Here is a 15,055-nt window from a genome sequence, read left to right on the forward strand (position 1 = left end):
CTCATAAGGAGTATCGCCGTGCCGAACGACGCTCAGGTCCCCTTCCTCACCCAGGAGGCGTACGACCGCCTCGTCGCCGAGCTGGAGAACCTCTCCACCGTCGGTCGAGAAGAGATCGCCAAGCGCATCGAGGCCGCGCGCGAAGAGGGCGACCTCAAGGAGAACGGCGGTTACCACGCCGCCAAGGACGAGCAGGGCAAGCAGGAGGCGCGCATCCGCACCCTCGAGCAGCTGCTGAAGACCGCCAAGGTCGGCGAGGCCCCCGCGAGCCGCGGCGTCGTCGAGCCGGGCACGGTCGTCACCGCGATCGTCGCCGGCGGCGAGGAGACCTTCCTGCTCGGCAGTCGCGAGATCGCCGGCGGCACCGACCTCGACGTCTACAGCGAGGCCAGCCCGCTGGGGACGGCCATCCAGGGCCTCAAGGTCGGCGAGAAGACCTCGTACGAGGCGCCCAACGGCCGCTCCATCCCGGTCGAGATCGTCAAGGTCGACACCTTCACGGGCTGACCGCCCGCGGCATGACGGCCTAATCCGGAACGACGACCGGCTCGAAGCCGGCGTCGCGCAGCGTCTGCAGCGTCAGCTCGGAGTGCTCGACGCCGCGCGTCTCGACGCTGAGCTCGAGGATCACATCGCTGATCTGAAGGCCGTGGCCGTGCCGCGTGTGCATCGCCTCGATGACGTTCGCGCCCGCCTGCGAGATGAGGGCGGACACGCGCGCGAGCTGCCCGGGGCGATCCGGAAGCGGGATGCGGATCGTCAGGTAGCGTCCGGATGCGGCAAGGCCGTGGGAGACCACCCGCTGCAGCAGGAGCGGATCGATGTTGCCCCCAGAGAGAACCGAGACGGTCGTGCCCGTGTCGGAGACCTTGCCCGCGAGGATCGCGGCCGTGCCCACGGCTCCGGCAGGCTCGACGACGACCTTCGCCTGCTCCAGCAGCACGAGGATGGCGCGGGCGATGTCGTCGTCCGTGACGGTGATGACCTCGTCGACGAGTTCCTGAACGATCTCGAACGGCACTCCCCCGGGCTGCGCCACGAGGATCCCGTCGGCGATCGTGGGCTGCGTGGTGATCTCCACCGGGTGTCCAGCGGCCAGCGACACCGGCATGGCAGCGGCGTTCTCGGCCTGCACGCCGACGATCCGCACCTCGCGGCCCCGGGCAGCGGCAGCAGCCTTGACCGCCGTCGCCACCCCGGCGATGAGCCCTCCCCCGCCGATGCCGATGAGCACCGTGTCGACGTCGGGCACATCGTCGACGATCTCGAGCCCCAGCGTCCCCTGCCCGATCACGATGTCGCGGTGGTCGAAGGGATGGATGAGCACGGCGCCCGTGCGCTCGGCGAACTCGTCGGCGAGGCGCAGCGACGTCGCCACCGTCTCGCCCTCCAGCACCACCTCGGCGCCGTACCCGCGCGTGGCGAGGAGCTTGGGCACGGGAACCCCGATCGGCATGAAGATCGTGGCCGGGATGCCCAGCGCCTGGGCCGCCAGTGCGACGCCCTGGGCGTGGTTTCCGGCCGACGCCGCGACGACGCCGCGGGCGCGCTCCTCGGCGGTGAGGCGGGACAATCGATGCGCCGCACCGCGGATCTTGAAGGAGCCCGTGCGCTGGAGGTTCTCCATCTTCAGCAGCACGGGTGATCCCAGCGCCTCCGACAGTGCGCGCGAAGGCAGCATCGGCGAGTGCATCACGACGTCGGCGAGTCCGCGTGCGGCCTGCTCGATCTCCTCCAGTGCCGGTATCGCGTCTCGCGTCATCCCGCTGTTCCCTTCCGTGCCCGTGGCACCGTGCTCCAGATCAGATCTCCGCCTGGCGGGGCACCCGTGCGCCACGACCCGCTGCTTATCGTCACCGCGAAGACGTTCACGAACGCGGCGAGCGGCACCGCGAACAGCGCCCCGGGGATGCCCGCGATCATCGCGCCGCCGGCGACGACGAGCACGACGGCGAGCGGATGCACCTTCACCGCTGCGCCCATCAGCAGCGGCTGCAGCAGATGACCCTCGACCTGCTGCACGATCAGGACCGCGACGAGCATCCACAGTGCGATCCACGGGCCGTTGTAGACGAGGGCGAGGAAGACGGCGAGCGCGCCGGTCACGACCGCACCGACGATGGGGATGAACGAGCCGAGGAAGACGAGCACGGCGACCGGGATGGCCAGCGGAACGCCGAGGAAGAACGCGCTCAGGCCGATGCCGATCGCGTCGATCGTGGCCACGAGAAGCTGCGTGCGGGCGTAGTTCACGACCGTGCGCCACCCGTTGTGCGCGGCCGCGTCCACGCCGGGGCGCGCGGTACGGGGGAACAGCCGGAGCGCCCAGCGCCAGATGCCGGCGCCGTCGGCGAGGATGCACAGCAGGATGAACACCGCGAGCACGGCGCCGGTGAGAACATGACCCGCCGTGGTGCCGATCGCCAGGGCGCCCGACCACAGCAGCTCGGCCTGCTCCTGGATGAACTGGAGCGCCTGCTGGAGATACCCCTCGATCTCAGCCGACGACAGGTGCAGCGGTCCGTCGATGAGGTACGCCTGGAAATCGTCCAAGGCCTTGAGCGTGCGGTCGCGCACCTCCGACCACTCCCGCACGATCTGCCACACGACCAGCCACAGCAGCCCGGCGACGATCGCGAGGGTGCCGACGACCGCGATGACGATCGCGAGCCATCGCGGCATGCGCGTGCGCAGCATCGCCTCGAACACCGGCCACAGCAATGCGGTGACGAGCAGGGCCACCATGAGCGGCACGACGATGAGCTTGAGCTGGATCACCAGCCAGATCAGCACCCCGATCGCCGCGGCGAGCACGAGGAAACGCCACGCGTACGCGGCGGCGACCCGCAGTCCGTTCGGCACCGTCTGATCGGCCTCGTTCGGCGCGGCCGCCACGCGCAGCAGGTCGCGGAGCCGCGGCTTCTCCGGTGTCATCCGCCCATTCTATGACCGGCCGTATTCCCGTCCCGGTATCGCGAGGGTCACGGCGGGGTCATGTCGTCGGCCGTGGGTACGCTGGCCGATGTGACCGATACGCCGCGATCCACGGATACGCTCAGCGCCGCCGATGCGCGCCGGATCGCCCTGGGCGCCCAGGGTTTCTCAAGGCGCCGGCCGCAGAATCCGTCGCCGCGGCACGCACATGCGGCCATGGCGCGGATGGGCGTGCTGCAGATCGACTCCGTGAACGTCTTCGCACGCTCGCACTACATGCCGCTCTACTCGCGGCTGGGCTCGTACGAGCCGGCGATGCTCGATCGCACGTTCATGTCGCGGTCGTCGCGATACGTCGAGTACCTCGCGCACGAGGCCACCTTCCTCCCCGTCGAAGACTGGCCACTGTGGCGCTTCCGTCGCGAGGGGTTCGCCCGCAAGTACGACCCGGAGTGGCACGGCGACCGCGCGCGCACCCTCCAACGCGTGCGCGAGGTGCTTCACGCCCAGGGCCCGTCGCGGCCCGCCGACATCCGCGACGAAGCCCCGCGCAACCGCGGACCATGGTGGGACTGGGACGACGTGAAGCACGCCCTCGAGCACCTCTGGCGCACGGGCGAGGTCGCGATCGCCGGTCGTGAGGGCTTCGAACGCCGATATGCGCTGGCCGAGCACGTCGTTCCCCGAGAGGTCCTGGGGCACGAGATCGCCGTCGACGATGCGATCCGCGAACTCGTGCGCCGCGCGGCGCGCTCGCACGGCGTGGCGACCGCAGCCGATCTCGCCGACTACTACCGCATCCGGGATCGCGTCGCTGTGCAGACCGCCGTGCAGGAGCTGGTGGATGCGGGCGAGCTGAGGCCGGTGCGGGTGCGGGGCTGGGAGCGCGGCGGCCGGCCCATCCCAGCCTGGCTGCACACCGAGGCGGCGATCCCCCGGCGCATCGGCGCCACGGCGCTGCTCACCCCGTTCGATCCCGTCGTCTGGTTCCGCGAGCGCGCGCTGCGCGCCTTCGAGCTCGACTATCGGATCGAGATCTATACACCCGCAGCCAAGCGGCGCTTCGGCTACTACTCGCTCCCTGTGCTCGTCGGCGATCGGATCGCCGCCCGCATCGACCTCAAGGCCGACCGCGCCGCGGGCGTGCTCCGCGTGCAGTCCGCCTGGTGGGAGCCGCAGGCCGACCCCGTCGCCGACGTGGAGCGGATCGCAGCCGAGCTGCGCACCGCTGCGGGATGGCAGGGGCTGGACGGCATCTCGGTGGCGCAGTGGGGAGACGCGACCGATGAGCTGCACGCGGCGCTCGACGCCGATGGCGCCGTCACACGCCACGCCGGCCCGAGGGACGAGGTCGTGGCGTGAGCAGGCGCGCACGCACGGCGCTGATCGCCGTCGGCGCCATGATCCTCCTCGGTGCGGTCGCCGGTATCTGGTGGATGCTGCGCCCCGCCCCCGGCCCGGCGGAGACGGCACTCGGCTGCTTCGAGGCGCTCGCACGAGCGGATGCGCAGGGCGTGCGCTCGTGCGGAGCCGATGTCGACGAACAGCAGGCCGCCGCCCTGGCGGCCGCCGATGCCACCGTCTCCGATCCCGTCGCCGTCGCCGAAGAGGTCGACGGCGATCGGGCGCGGGTGACGGTGTCATACACGCTGGACGGCGACGCCCACCGCACGACCGTCGAGCTGCGACGCGGGTCCGCCGGCTGGTCACCGTCGACGTCGCTCGCCGGCACCGTCTCGGTGACCCGACCATGGGGTGCCGTCTCCGTCGCAGGCATCGACGCCTCGGTCCCGATCGCCCTGCTGCCCGGCGTGTACGAGGCGAGCGCCGCGCCCGCCCCTTACATGACAGGCTCCGTGGGCATCGCGGTGCATCCCGGCGAGACGACGAAAGCCGAACTCGCCCCCGAGCTCACCGACGAGTCCACGACGGCGGCACAGGCCCAGCTCGAGTCGTACTTGGGCGAGTGCACCGCCGAGGCCGCGGAGATCCGGCCGCACTGCGGCATCCGCATCCCCTGGGGCGCCGATGCCGCGTCGCTCACCTCGGTGGCGTACCGCGTCGAGGCTATGCCGCAGATCGTTCTGACACCGGAATCGGCGTCGTTCGCGGCGACGGGCGGCGTGCTCATCGCCACTGTGCACGGGCTCGATGCGAACGGTGCTGAGGTGCAGAGCACCTACCGCACCGACGCATGGAGCGTCTACGGAGATGTCGTCTTCACCGTCGAGGCCCTGCGGATCGCGGTGCGCTGACGACCGTCAGCTCGCCGTCTTCCGCGGCTGAGAGATCCGGCCCAGAGGTCCAGAGCTGAGAACTTCGGGGCTCAGAACTGCACGCGAGGCGGCTCCGCGATCGCTGCACCGTCGACGACCTCGAAGAACTCGCGCTCGGAGAAGCCGAGGTTGCGGGCGAAGAGGTTGTTGGGGAAGACCTTGATCTTGGTGTTGAGTTCGCGCACGCCACCGTTGTAGAAGCGGCGGGAGGCCTGGATCTTGTCCTCCGTGTCGACCAGCGCGTGCTGAAGCCCCAGGAAGTTCTGGCTCGCCTGCAGCTGCGGATACGCCTCGGCCACGGCGAACAGGCTCTTCAGCGCCTGCTGGAGGTGCCCCTCGGCGACTCCCGCCTCTGCGGGGCCCGTTGCCGACAGCGTCTCGGCGCGCGCGCGGGTGACGTTCTCGAACACGGCCTTCTCATGCGCTGCGTATCCCTTCACCGTGTCGATGAGGTTCGGGATGAGATCTGCGCGCCGTTTGAGCTGCACCGTGATGTCGCTCCACGCCTCGTCGACGCGCACATTGAGCTGCACGAGCGAGTTGTAGGTGGACCAGAGGTAGATGCCGACGACGAGCGCCAAGAGCACGACGACGCCCACGACGATGAGCACTGGTACCAGAACGTCCATGAGCGACCCCCTTCAACTCGTTCGTCTCATCCTATCCCCGGCTCCCGGACGTCTCCTGAGCGTCTGCCATCACTCGCCGAGCACGCGCTCCAGGTAACGGTTCGCGAACCGGCGCTCGGGGTCGAGGCGGTCGCGCACGGCGATGAAGTCGTCGAAGCGCGGATAGCGCTCGCGCAACGAGTCGCGTGTCTGGGCGTGCAGCTTGCCCCAGTGCGGCCGGCCGCCGTGTTCGAGCATGATCGCTTCGACCGCCTCGAAGTACTCGCGCGGATCGTGCCGCCAGTACCGGTGCACGGCGACGTAGGCCGAATCGCGGCCGTGCGCTGTGGAGAGCCAGATGTCGTCGGCAGCCGCGAAGCGCACCTCGATGGGGAACTCGATGCGCCACCGGCGCTCGGCGATGAGCGCGCGCACGGCGCCGAACGCGGGCACGACGTTCTCGGCGGGCAGCGCGTATTCCATCTCGCGGAACCGCACCGTGCGACTCTGCGTGAGCACGCGGTGCGAGATGTCGGTGTACTCGCGGTCACCGGTGAGCTTCACGGCGAGCCGGTTGAACGGCGAGGTGACGGCGGGCAGCGCGGTGCCCGCCGCGCACACGGCCCGGTAGACGCCGTTGGAGAGCAGCGTCTCGTCGATCCACTTTCCCACGGCCGGCAACGGATGGCGCACGGCCGATTCGGGCAGCCGCTCCGCGCTCTTGGTGAGGGCGATGTCGGTGTGGGGGAACCAGTAGAACTCGAAGTGATCGGAGTCGGCGACGAGCGCGGGAAGGCCGTCGAGCACGTCATCGAGCGGCTGCGGGCGGTCGACCGCGTGCAGGACGAAGGCCGGGACGCACTGCAGCGTGACCTCGACGAGGATGCCCAGGGCGCCGAGCCCGAGGGCGACGGCGGGCAGGAGCTCGGGCTGGTGCTCCTCATCGATGCGCAGGAACTCCCCCGCGGCAGTGATGAGCGTGGCGCCGACGACCTGGGTCGTGATGCCGCCGAATCGCGCACCGGTGCCGTGGGTGCCGGTGGAGATCGCCCCCGAGATGGACTGCCGGTCGATGTCGCCGAGGTTCTCCATGGCGAGACCGTACGGAGCGAGCAGCCGCGGGATTCGATGCAGGCGCGTGCCGGCGAGCAGGGTCACCCGCTTGCGGTCGGCATCGACGCCGACCAGGCCCTGCATGTCATCGAGGTCGAGCAGCACATCCGGCGCCACGGCGATCCCGGTGAAGCTGTGCCCGGCGCCGACGGCCTTGACCCGCAGGCCCTGGGCAGCGGCGGCGAGAACGGCGCGCTGCACGCCTTCAGGGCTGCGCGGATGCTCCACACGCACCGGTCGCACCGATGCCGAACGCCCCCAGTTCCGCCACACTCCGCCGGGTCTCGTCACAGGAATGCCTTTCTTTCGCCGCGATAGGTCCTCAGCTCGTCGATCACGCGGTCGCCGTCGACGAGGTGGTAGGCATCGATCCGCTCGGCCGCCTCGCCGCTCTTCGCGTGGCGCCACCACACACGGTCGCCGATCCGCAGCGTGCGCGCCGCCTCGCCGCGCAGTGGGGATTGCACCTCGCCTGCGCCCTCGCGCGGCATGGTGCGCAATCCCGTCGGCCACACCGGCTGCGGCTGACGGGAGGCCACGGGCGGGCCGGAGGCGATCCAGCCGCCGCCCATCACCGTGGCGATGTCGTCGGCGGGGCGCCGCACGACATCGAAGGCGATCGCCGCAGCGGGCGCGGGCCGGAACGCACGGTAGTCGTCGAAAAGGTGCCCGGCGAGCAGTCCGCTGCCCGCCGTGATCTCGGTGAGCACGGGATCGGATCCGCTGTACTCGAGCGAGCCCGTGCCGCCGCCCGTGACGAACTCGAGGGGCACGATGGCGCGCACGGCCTCGAAGATCCTGGTGCGGCGTTCGCGCAACTCGCGCCGCGAGCGCTCCTGCACGACACGGATCAGCCCGTCTCCGCTGCCGGTGTCATCGGGCTGACCGGCGATCTGCGCCTCGTACATCTGCACGCCGACGAGTCGGAAACCCGGCCGTTCGGCCACCGCGCGGGCGAACCGGGCGGCATCGTCGGCGCTGAACAGCGGCGACCGGCGCACGCCGATGTGCCCGAGGGCGGCCGAGCGCCACGACGCATCCAGATCGATCGCGACGCGCAGTCGCGGACGGCTTCCCGGCGCGGCCACGGCGTCGATGAGGTCGAGGTGGGCAGGATCGTCGACCATGAGGGTGATGCGCGCCGCCGCCTGCTCGTCGGCGACGAGTCGGGTCAGGGCGGCGCGGTCGACGCTGGGGTAGGCGACGACGATGTCGTCGTGCTCCTCTGCCAGCCACAGCGCCTCGGGCAGCGTGAAGGCGAGCAGCCCCTGATATCCCGGGACCTTCAGCGCGGCGTCGATGACGGAGCGTACCCGCACCGATTTCGTCGCGACACGGATGGGCAGCCCGCCGGCGCGCACGACCATGTCGAGGGCGTTGTAGCGCAGCGCATCGAGATCGATCGCGCCGACCGGCGCCGGAAGGTGCGCCGTGGCCTCTGTCAGGCGCGGCCACCAGTGGTGCGGGTGCTCCCAGGGACGGCGCACCGTCGTGCGGATGCGCGGGTCGGCGGGCGTCGTCGCGGCGCCTCGGTCGGCGATGAGATCGAGCACTCCCCTACCCTACGACGTACCCGCATGCGGTGAGCCGCTCGACGCGATTAGGCTTCTGGGCGGGCCCCCGTAGCCCAATGGCAGAGGCAGGCGACTTAAAATCGCTTCAGTGTCGGTTCGAGTCCGACCGGGGGTACGTCACACGCATGGCTCGCGCCTCGAACCCCGGTTGCCCGGACGTCAGCCGGCGACCTTCTCCGACTTGCCGCGTGCCGCGGCTTTGGCGGGGCTCTTCTTCGCCGCGGTCTTCTTGGCCGGCTTCTCGTCGGCGCTGCTCTCCTGCGTCTTCCCCGCGGAGGCGGGAGATGCCGGTCGCGGCCGCGCTGCGAACTCCTCGAACACGTAGCGCGGGTCCTGCACCGTCTGCAGGTTCACGAAGTCGCGACCCAGCCACAGGTTGTTCCACCAGCCCCACAGCACGCGCCACTTGCGCTCCCACGACGGCATGGCCAGGCCGTGGTAACCGCGGTGCGCGAGCCAGGCGACGAAGCCCTTCAGCGCGATGCCGCCCGACTGGAAGACGCCATTGTAGAGGCCGAGCCCTGCCACGGCGCCGAGGTTCTTGTGCACGTAGTCCTTGGGCTCCTCGCCGCGCAGCACGGCCACGAGGTTCTTCGCGAGCAGTTTGGCCTGACGCACCGCGTGCTGCGCATTGGGCACGCAGAAGCCGCCCACGCCGCCGCCGGTGAGGTCGGGCACGGCCGAGACGTCGCCCGCGGCCCATGCGCCCTCGACGACGTCGTCATCGGTGCCCACGCGCAGGTCGGCACGGGTCTGGATGCGTCCTCGCTCCTCGACCGGCAGGTCGCCGCCGCGCACGACGGTCGGGTTGGCCATGACGCCCGCGGTCCAGACGATGAGGTCGGACGGGATGACCTCGCCCGTGGAGAGCTCGACGTCGCCGTCCACGGCGCCGGTGACCTGGGTGTCGAGATGCACGCTGGCGCCGCGCTTGGCGAGGTCCTTGAGCACCCATTCGCTCGTCTTCAGCGAGACCTCGGGCATGATGCGCCCCATCGCCTCGATGAGGTGGAAGTGGGTGTCCTCGAACGAGAGCTGCGGATACTTGCCCACCAGTGCCGAGGCGAGGTTGCGCAGTTCCGCGAACGCCTCGATGCCTGCGAATCCGCCGCCGACGACGACGACGGTGAGCAGACGGTCGCGCTCCGGCCCGGCGGGGATGGAGGCCGCCTTGTCGAAGTTCGACAGCAGGCGGTCGCGCACGGCGACGGCCTCTTCGATGGTCTTCAGTCCGATCGCGTTGTCGGCGATGCCGGGGATCGGGAAGGTGCGCGAGACGGCGCCGGCCGTGACGACGATCTGGTCGTAGGCGAACTCATACGGCTCGCCGGCCTCGGGCGTGATCGTCGCGACCTTGTTCGCGTGGTCGATGCCGGTGATCTTCGCCGTGACGACGTTCGTCCGGGTGAGGTGTCTGCGATGGGCCACCACCGCATGACGCGCCTCGATCGACCCCGCGGCGACCTCGGGGAGGAACGGCTGATAGGTCATGTACGGGAGCGGGTCGACCATCGTGACCTCGGCCTCGCCCTTGCGCAGATGCTTCTCCAGCTTCCACGCCGTGTAGAAGCCCGCGTAGCCTCCGCCGACAATCAGGATCTTGGGCACAGAAGAATTCGTGGCCACGTGCGGGACAGCTCCTCGTCGTCAGGATCTCGGCGTGCGTGGGGCGCGCGCCGAACGGATGCGCCGGGCAGCAGCGGTGACACCAAGCGCTATCAGAATACCAGGGACTGTGAGAGCGATCAGCGGCAGCGTGCCGTACAACAGGCTATCGGCGCCGGGGATCAGCGGCGAACCCTCAGCTGCGGGCGGGTCGGCGGCCGGCAGCGGGGGCAGGGTGACGGGGGCCGCGCTCGGCACCGGGGCGGGTTCGGCGGCGCCGCGCCGGTGCACGCGCACCCATTCGGCGAGATCCCCCATCGGATTCGCGTCGACGGGGGCGACGTCGTCCTTCACCGCGGCGGCGGCGTCGAAGAGTCCGTATCCGTACAGCGGATCGGGGTTCTGCGTCGCCTGATCCGATGGTCGCGCGGTGCGGATGATCCGGTTGATCACGTTGGCGGCATCCAGCTCGGGATGCGCGGCGCGCACGAGGGCGGCGACCCCGGCGATGATCGGCGCGGCCCCGCTCGTGCCCGGCCAGCGGATGAGATCGCCGTCGGGCGTGATGCCCAGCAGCGACTCGCTGGGGGCCATGACGCCGATCGTGATGCCCTGGGTGGACGCCGCCCGACTCGCGATGCCGTGCTGATCGACGCCGCCCACGGTCAGCACGCCCGGGATGGTGGCGGGGGCACCCACGGATGCGGTGCCGCTGCCGCGGTTGCCTGCCGCGGCGATGATGACGACGTCGTGTTCGTAGGCGTACAGGAACGCGTCATCCCAGCTCTTGTCCCAGTCCAGGGTGTTCGTCGTGAACGAGAGGTTGATGATGTCGGCGCCGTTGTCGACGGCCCACACGATCGCCTCAGCCACCTGCTGCACGAACGGGACGGGAGCGGACGCGCCGAACCCCAGCGACACCGAGAGCAGGTTCGCCTTCGGCGCCACGCCGATCATGCCCGTGCCGTCGGCGGCGGGACGCGCGGCGGCGAGCGAGGCGACGAGCGAACCGTGGTCGGCATCCACCGGACCCACCGGCGTGCGCCCGTCGGGAGAGCCGAGGCCCGACACGTCGGTGCCGCCGACGACGGCGCCCTCGAACGCCGCCGGCCCCTGGGCGATGCCGGTGTCGATGATCGCGATCGTCACGCCCTCGCCCCGCGTGGTCTCCCACGCCTCGCGTACATGGCCGCCATCCAGCCAGTACTCCGCCAGCTGAATCGGATCGATCGTCGGCGTCGGCGTGGGCGTGGGCTCGGGCGTCGCCGCCACGAGGGTGGATGAGGCCGCCGCCACGAGGACGGCCGCGAGGATCCGCCACGGCGCCGCGACGCCGCGCGCGCTGCGCGCCGTCATCGTGCCGCGCTCGCCGCCCCCGGCTCGAGGCACTCGCACCGTCCCGGCGACCACCGGGAGCGTCGCAGCGCCTCGTCGCCGATCGGATTGACACCCGCGCCGGCGGCGAGGGCGTGCCCGGCCAGCGCGTGCAGGCACTTGACCCGCGTGGGCATGCCTCCCGCGGAGATCCCGGCGATCTCGGGCACATCTCCGAAACCGGCACGGTCGGCGAGATAGGCCTCGTGGGCGCGGAGATAAGCGGCGGCCGTCGTCTCGTCATCGAGGAGCGCAGCGAGCTCGGGCATCACCTGCTCGGCCTCGAGCGTCGACATCGCCGCGGTGGCCGCGGGATGCGTGAGGTAGTAGAAGGTCGGGAAAGGCGTGCCGTCGGCCAGGCGCGGAGCGGTGGCCACGACCGTCGGGTTTCCGCACGCGCATCGGGCGGCGATCCCGACGACGCCGCGGGCGGTGCGTCCGAGCTGGGCCGAGACCACCGCGATGTCGGCCTCGGAGGGCGGGTCGAACGGCGGCGTGGTCACGCACCCAGGGTACGGGACGCCTCCTGTGCGAGACCGCAACGACGAGCCTGGAGCGCTCAGCCGTCGGCGGCGGTGGCCGGTTGCGCGAGCCCCGCTCCGGTGAGGCTGCGCAGCAGCTGCGGCATCCAGTCCGATCCCTTCTCCTGCACCTCGTCGCTGACGGGAGCGGGATCCTTCGGGCGCGCGGCGGGGTCGAGGTCGTTCTGCACGAGGTAGAGGATCTCGCCGGGCTGGTAGTAGTACAGCCGCTCCCTGGCCTGCGTGGTGATGTAGGCCGGGTCGTCCCAGCGATCGCGCTCCTGCTCGAGCTCGGCGATGCGCTCGCCGCTGAGCTTGACAGTCTGCTCGAGGGCGGCGATCTTCTGCCGCTGGTCGAGGTACGTGCCGAAGGTGGGCACGAGCACCCAGGCGCCGAGGATGACCAGCGAGAGCATGATGACCATGAAGCCGGACAGTCGGATGCCGCCGACCCACTCCCGCACGTCGACGGTGCCCCGCGGACGGCGCGCAGCGGTACGCGACGTCGCGGCAGGACGCGCCTTGACCGACGAGGAGGGCGCGGACGAGGAAGGCGCCGACGAGGGCGCCGAAGTACGGGACGACGAAGGGGGAGCCGGTCGTCGTGCCATGGCTCCCCCTCCGTCAGAATCGCGTCGAGATCGTGTGCGGATCCATGATCCGCCGGCCGATCAGCCCTTGTAGCGCGGGAAGGCGCTGCGTCCGGCGAAGACCGCCGCGTCGCCCAGCTCCTCCTCGATGCGCAGAAGCTGATTGTACTTCGCGACGCGCTCGCTGCGAGCGGGCGCGCCGCTCTTGATCTGGCCCGAGTTCACCGCGACGACGAGGTCGGCGATCGTGGTGTCCTCGGTCTCGCCCGAACGGTGCGAGAGCATCGTCGTGTAGCCCGAGCGGTGCGCGAGGTTGATCGCGTCGAGGGTCTCGGAGAGCGTGCCGATCTGGTTGACCTTGACCAGCAGCGAGTTGGCGACGCCGAGGTCGATGCCCTTCTGCAGGCGCTCCGGGTTGGTGACGAAGAGGTCGTCTCCGACGAGCTGGATCGAGGATCCGAGCTTCTCGGTGAGCGCCTTCCAGCCGTCCCAGTCGTCTTCGGCCAGCGCGTCCTCGATCGTGACGATCGGGAAGTCGTCGACGAGGCCGACGTAGTAGTCGGTGAGCGCGGCGGCGTCCCAGTCCTTGTCGTCGAGGCGGTACACGCCCTTGTCGAAGAACTCGGTGGCCGCGGCATCCAGACCCAGGGCGATGTCGGTGCCGGGCGTGAAGCCGGCCTTCTCGATCGCCTTGACGAGGAACTCCAGTCCCTCGCGGTTGTTCGGCAGATCGGGAGCGAAGCCGCCCTCGTCGCCGAGGCCGGTGGCGAAGCCCGCCGCCTTCAGCTCGCCCTTGAGCACGTGGTAGACCTCCGTGCCCCAGCGCAATGCCTCCGAGAACGTGTCCGCGCCGATCGGGGCGAGGAAGAACTCCTGCATGTCGATGCCGTTGTCGGCGTGGGATCCGCCGTTGATGACGTTGAACAGCGGCACCGGGAGCAGGTGCGCGTTGGGGCCGCCCAGGTAGCGGAACAGCGGCAGGTCGGCCGAGTCGGCCGCCGCCTTGGCGACGGCCAGGCTCACGCCGAGGATCGCGTTGGCACCGACGCGCTTCTTGTTGTCGGTGCCGTCGACCTCGATGAGGATCTCGTCGATGACGCGCTGCTCGCTCGCCTCGACACCCTCGATCGCGGGCCCCAGCTCGTCGATGACGGCCTCGACGGCCTTGAGCACGCCCTTGCCGCCGTATCGGCTCTTGTCGCCGTCGCGCAGTTCATACGCCTCGAACGCACCCGTGGATGCGCCCGAGGGGACGGCGGCGCGCTGCACGATGCCGTCGTCGAGGAGCACCTCCACCTCGACGGTCGGATTGCCCCGGGAGTCCAGGATCTCGCGTGCGCCTACAGCCTCGATGAGTGCCACGGATGTGCTCCTTCGTGAGTGAACGGTCGTGTTCGGAGGGGATGGTGGACGGAGCGTCGTCGATCCGCAGTCAGTCTAGCCGCGGGGTGCACCGCGCCGAGGAGCGGATCTCACGCGGCGAGCGCAGGCTGGCGACGGAACTGCCCGGTCAGCAGCAGGATGACCGCGGCGAGCGCACACACGATCCACCCGGATACGCCCAGCGGACCCGCCAGCGCCATGTCGGGCGTGGAGGCCGCGAGGATCAGGACGAGCCCGCCTGCGGCATTGAGCGTGCCATGGGCGAGCACGGCCGGCCAGACCGATGCCGAGCGCAGCCGCAACCAGCCCAGTAGCACTCCCCAGGCGATGGATCCGCCCGTCATGAACACCACGCCGGTGAGGTCGGTGCGCCCGAAGTTGTACCCGAGCAGGATGACCGGCGCGTGCCAGAGGCCCCAGATCGCGCCGCTGAGGATGAGCGCCGGCCAGGTGCCCAGCGGGCGCAGCGCCGGCACGAGGAAGCCGCGCCAGCCGAGTTCCTCCCCGAAGGCGAAGACGGCGTTGAAGAGGGCGGCGAAGGGGATGACGGCCAGCTGCACGACGGCGGCGATCATGGCGGACTGGGCGTCGATGTCGACCCCGCTCGCGGAGGAGAGCAGCGCGGCGTATGAGGCGAAGGAGAAGTCCAGGGCGACCCACCCCGCCGCCGCGGCGAGCGCGAGCGCCGCCATGACGATCACGATCGGCGACAGCCAGCCCAGCACCATCAGCCAGACGACGCGCCTGGCGGGTCGCAGCGGCCACATGCCCAGGAATCGCAGGCGCTGCCCTTTGGGCACGGCGCGCAGGGCGAGCACGACGATGAGTGCGGCGATCAGCGGCGTGAACATCATGAGCGGGACGAGCACCGTCGCCAGCGGGTTGCCCAGGCCGCTATCGAGCCACAACGGCAGCGCCACCAGCCACGCCAGCGCGCACGCGAGCACGACGAACACGATCGTCGCCGCCGGGCTGATGCGCACCGGTGGCGCCGCGGCGACCGCTCGCTCATTCGGCATGTTCTCGTTCTCCGGTGTGTTCTCGTGCTCAGGCATCGTCCCGCTCCCTGTCGTCCTT

The 15,055-nt window shown here is 70.5% G+C and carries 14 protein-coding genes and 1 tRNA gene; 4 read left to right on the forward strand and 11 right to left on the reverse strand.

What is annotated here, in order from left to right; genetic code table 11:
• The first annotated feature begins 18 nt into the window (after positions 1-18).
• On the forward strand, positions 19-507 hold the full coding sequence (gene greA / locus BKA02_RS00750) for a transcription elongation factor GreA (RefSeq protein WP_179430368.1): 489 nt from the start codon (positions 19-21) through the stop codon (positions 505-507).
• A 19-nt stretch (positions 508-526) separates the two neighbouring features.
• On the opposite strand, the gene ilvA is transcribed toward greA, so the two are convergent.
• Both ilvA and BKA02_RS00760 read right to left on the reverse strand, forming a co-directional pair.
• On the reverse strand, positions 527-1,762 hold the full coding sequence (gene ilvA / locus BKA02_RS00755; RefSeq protein ID WP_179430370.1) for a threonine ammonia-lyase: 1,236 nt from the start codon (positions 1,760-1,762) through the stop codon (positions 527-529).
• Complete coding sequence (locus BKA02_RS00760) at positions 1,759-2,934, reverse strand: AI-2E family transporter (RefSeq protein ID WP_179430372.1); 1,176 nt, start codon at positions 2,932-2,934, stop codon at positions 1,759-1,761. Before BKA02_RS00760 ends, ilvA begins: the two co-directional genes overlap by 4 nt.
• A 90-nt stretch (positions 2,935-3,024) precedes the next feature.
• Between BKA02_RS00760 and BKA02_RS00765 the strand changes: the two genes are divergently transcribed.
• The gene (locus tag BKA02_RS00765; RefSeq protein WP_343045308.1) at positions 3,025-4,296 is read left to right on the forward strand and encodes a winged helix-turn-helix domain-containing protein; all 1,272 of its coding nucleotides are present in this window, start codon (positions 3,025-3,027) and stop codon (positions 4,294-4,296) included.
• Positions 4,293-5,189 (forward strand): hypothetical protein, encoded by an 897-nt coding sequence (locus tag BKA02_RS00770; protein WP_179430376.1) that lies wholly within the window; start codon positions 4,293-4,295, stop codon positions 5,187-5,189. Before BKA02_RS00765 ends, BKA02_RS00770 begins: the two co-directional genes overlap by 4 nt.
• A 71-nt stretch (positions 5,190-5,260) precedes the next feature.
• Here BKA02_RS00770 and BKA02_RS00775 read toward each other — a convergent pair whose 3' ends face one another.
• From BKA02_RS00775 to BKA02_RS00785, 3 genes are all read right to left on the reverse strand, one after another.
• Positions 5,261-5,839 (reverse strand): LemA family protein, encoded by a 579-nt coding sequence (locus BKA02_RS00775; protein WP_179430378.1) that lies wholly within the window; start codon positions 5,837-5,839, stop codon positions 5,261-5,263.
• Between the two features lie 69 nt (positions 5,840-5,908).
• The gene (locus BKA02_RS00780) at positions 5,909-7,222 is read right to left on the reverse strand and encodes a D-arabinono-1,4-lactone oxidase (protein WP_179430380.1); all 1,314 of its coding nucleotides are present in this window, start codon (positions 7,220-7,222) and stop codon (positions 5,909-5,911) included.
• A complete protein-coding gene (locus BKA02_RS00785) occupies positions 7,219-8,484 on the reverse strand; it encodes an alanine racemase (protein ID WP_370467876.1) in 1,266 nt (421 codons plus the stop codon). The genes BKA02_RS00780 and BKA02_RS00785 overlap by 4 nt, the downstream gene beginning before the upstream one ends.
• 63 nt (positions 8,485-8,547) lie before the next feature.
• Here BKA02_RS00785 and BKA02_RS00790 point away from each other — a divergent pair.
• A tRNA-Leu gene (locus tag BKA02_RS00790) sits at positions 8,548-8,620 on the forward strand.
• A gap of 44 nt (positions 8,621-8,664) precedes the next feature.
• On the opposite strand, the gene BKA02_RS00795 is transcribed toward BKA02_RS00790, so the two are convergent.
• The 6 genes from BKA02_RS00795 to BKA02_RS00820 form a co-directional block, all read right to left on the reverse strand.
• Positions 8,665-10,113, reverse strand: a complete 1,449-nt coding sequence (locus tag BKA02_RS00795; RefSeq protein ID WP_179430382.1) for an FAD-dependent oxidoreductase — start codon at positions 10,111-10,113, stop codon at positions 8,665-8,667.
• Positions 10,114-10,152: 39 nt separating this feature from the next.
• On the reverse strand, positions 10,153-11,466 hold the full coding sequence (locus BKA02_RS00800; RefSeq protein ID WP_179430384.1) for a S8 family peptidase: 1,314 nt from the start codon (positions 11,464-11,466) through the stop codon (positions 10,153-10,155).
• On the reverse strand, positions 11,463-11,987 hold the full coding sequence (locus BKA02_RS00805; protein ID WP_179430387.1) for a DUF501 domain-containing protein: 525 nt from the start codon (positions 11,985-11,987) through the stop codon (positions 11,463-11,465). The genes BKA02_RS00800 and BKA02_RS00805 overlap by 4 nt, the downstream gene beginning before the upstream one ends.
• A gap of 56 nt (positions 11,988-12,043) precedes the next feature.
• Positions 12,044-12,469, reverse strand: a complete 426-nt coding sequence (locus BKA02_RS00810; protein WP_343045309.1) for an FtsB family cell division protein — start codon at positions 12,467-12,469, stop codon at positions 12,044-12,046.
• Between the two features lie 207 nt (positions 12,470-12,676).
• A complete protein-coding gene (gene eno / locus BKA02_RS00815) occupies positions 12,677-13,957 on the reverse strand; it encodes a phosphopyruvate hydratase (protein WP_179430391.1) in 1,281 nt (426 codons plus the stop codon).
• Between the two features lie 110 nt (positions 13,958-14,067).
• Positions 14,068-15,033 carry a CPBP family intramembrane glutamic endopeptidase gene (locus BKA02_RS00820; protein WP_246285946.1) on the reverse strand — a complete coding sequence of 322 codons (966 nt, stop codon included), beginning with the start codon at positions 15,031-15,033 and terminating at the stop codon, positions 14,068-14,070.
• Between the last annotated feature and the right edge of the window lie 22 nt (positions 15,034-15,055).

This window comes from Microbacterium pseudoresistens, assembly GCF_013409745.1.
Taxonomy (GTDB): domain Bacteria; phylum Actinomycetota; class Actinomycetes; order Actinomycetales; family Microbacteriaceae; genus Microbacterium; species Microbacterium pseudoresistens.

Bases quoted from the DNA above. Each gene is read 5' to 3' on its own strand.
- ilvA (WP_179430370.1), bottom strand. From the start codon at position 1,762: ATGACGCGAGACGCGATACCGGCACTGGAGGAGATCGAGCAGGCCGCA.
- BKA02_RS00760 (WP_179430372.1), bottom strand. From the start codon at position 2,934: ATGACACCGGAGAAGCCGCGGCTCCGCGACCTGCTGCGCGTGGCGGCC.
- BKA02_RS00775 (WP_179430378.1), bottom strand. From the start codon at position 5,839: ATGGACGTTCTGGTACCAGTGCTCATCGTCGTGGGCGTCGTCGTGCTC.
- BKA02_RS00800 (WP_179430384.1), bottom strand. From the start codon at position 11,466: ATGACGGCGCGCAGCGCGCGCGGCGTCGCGGCGCCGTGGCGGATCCTC.
- BKA02_RS00820 (WP_246285946.1), bottom strand. From the start codon at position 15,033: ATGCCTGAGCACGAGAACACACCGGAGAACGAGAACATGCCGAATGAG.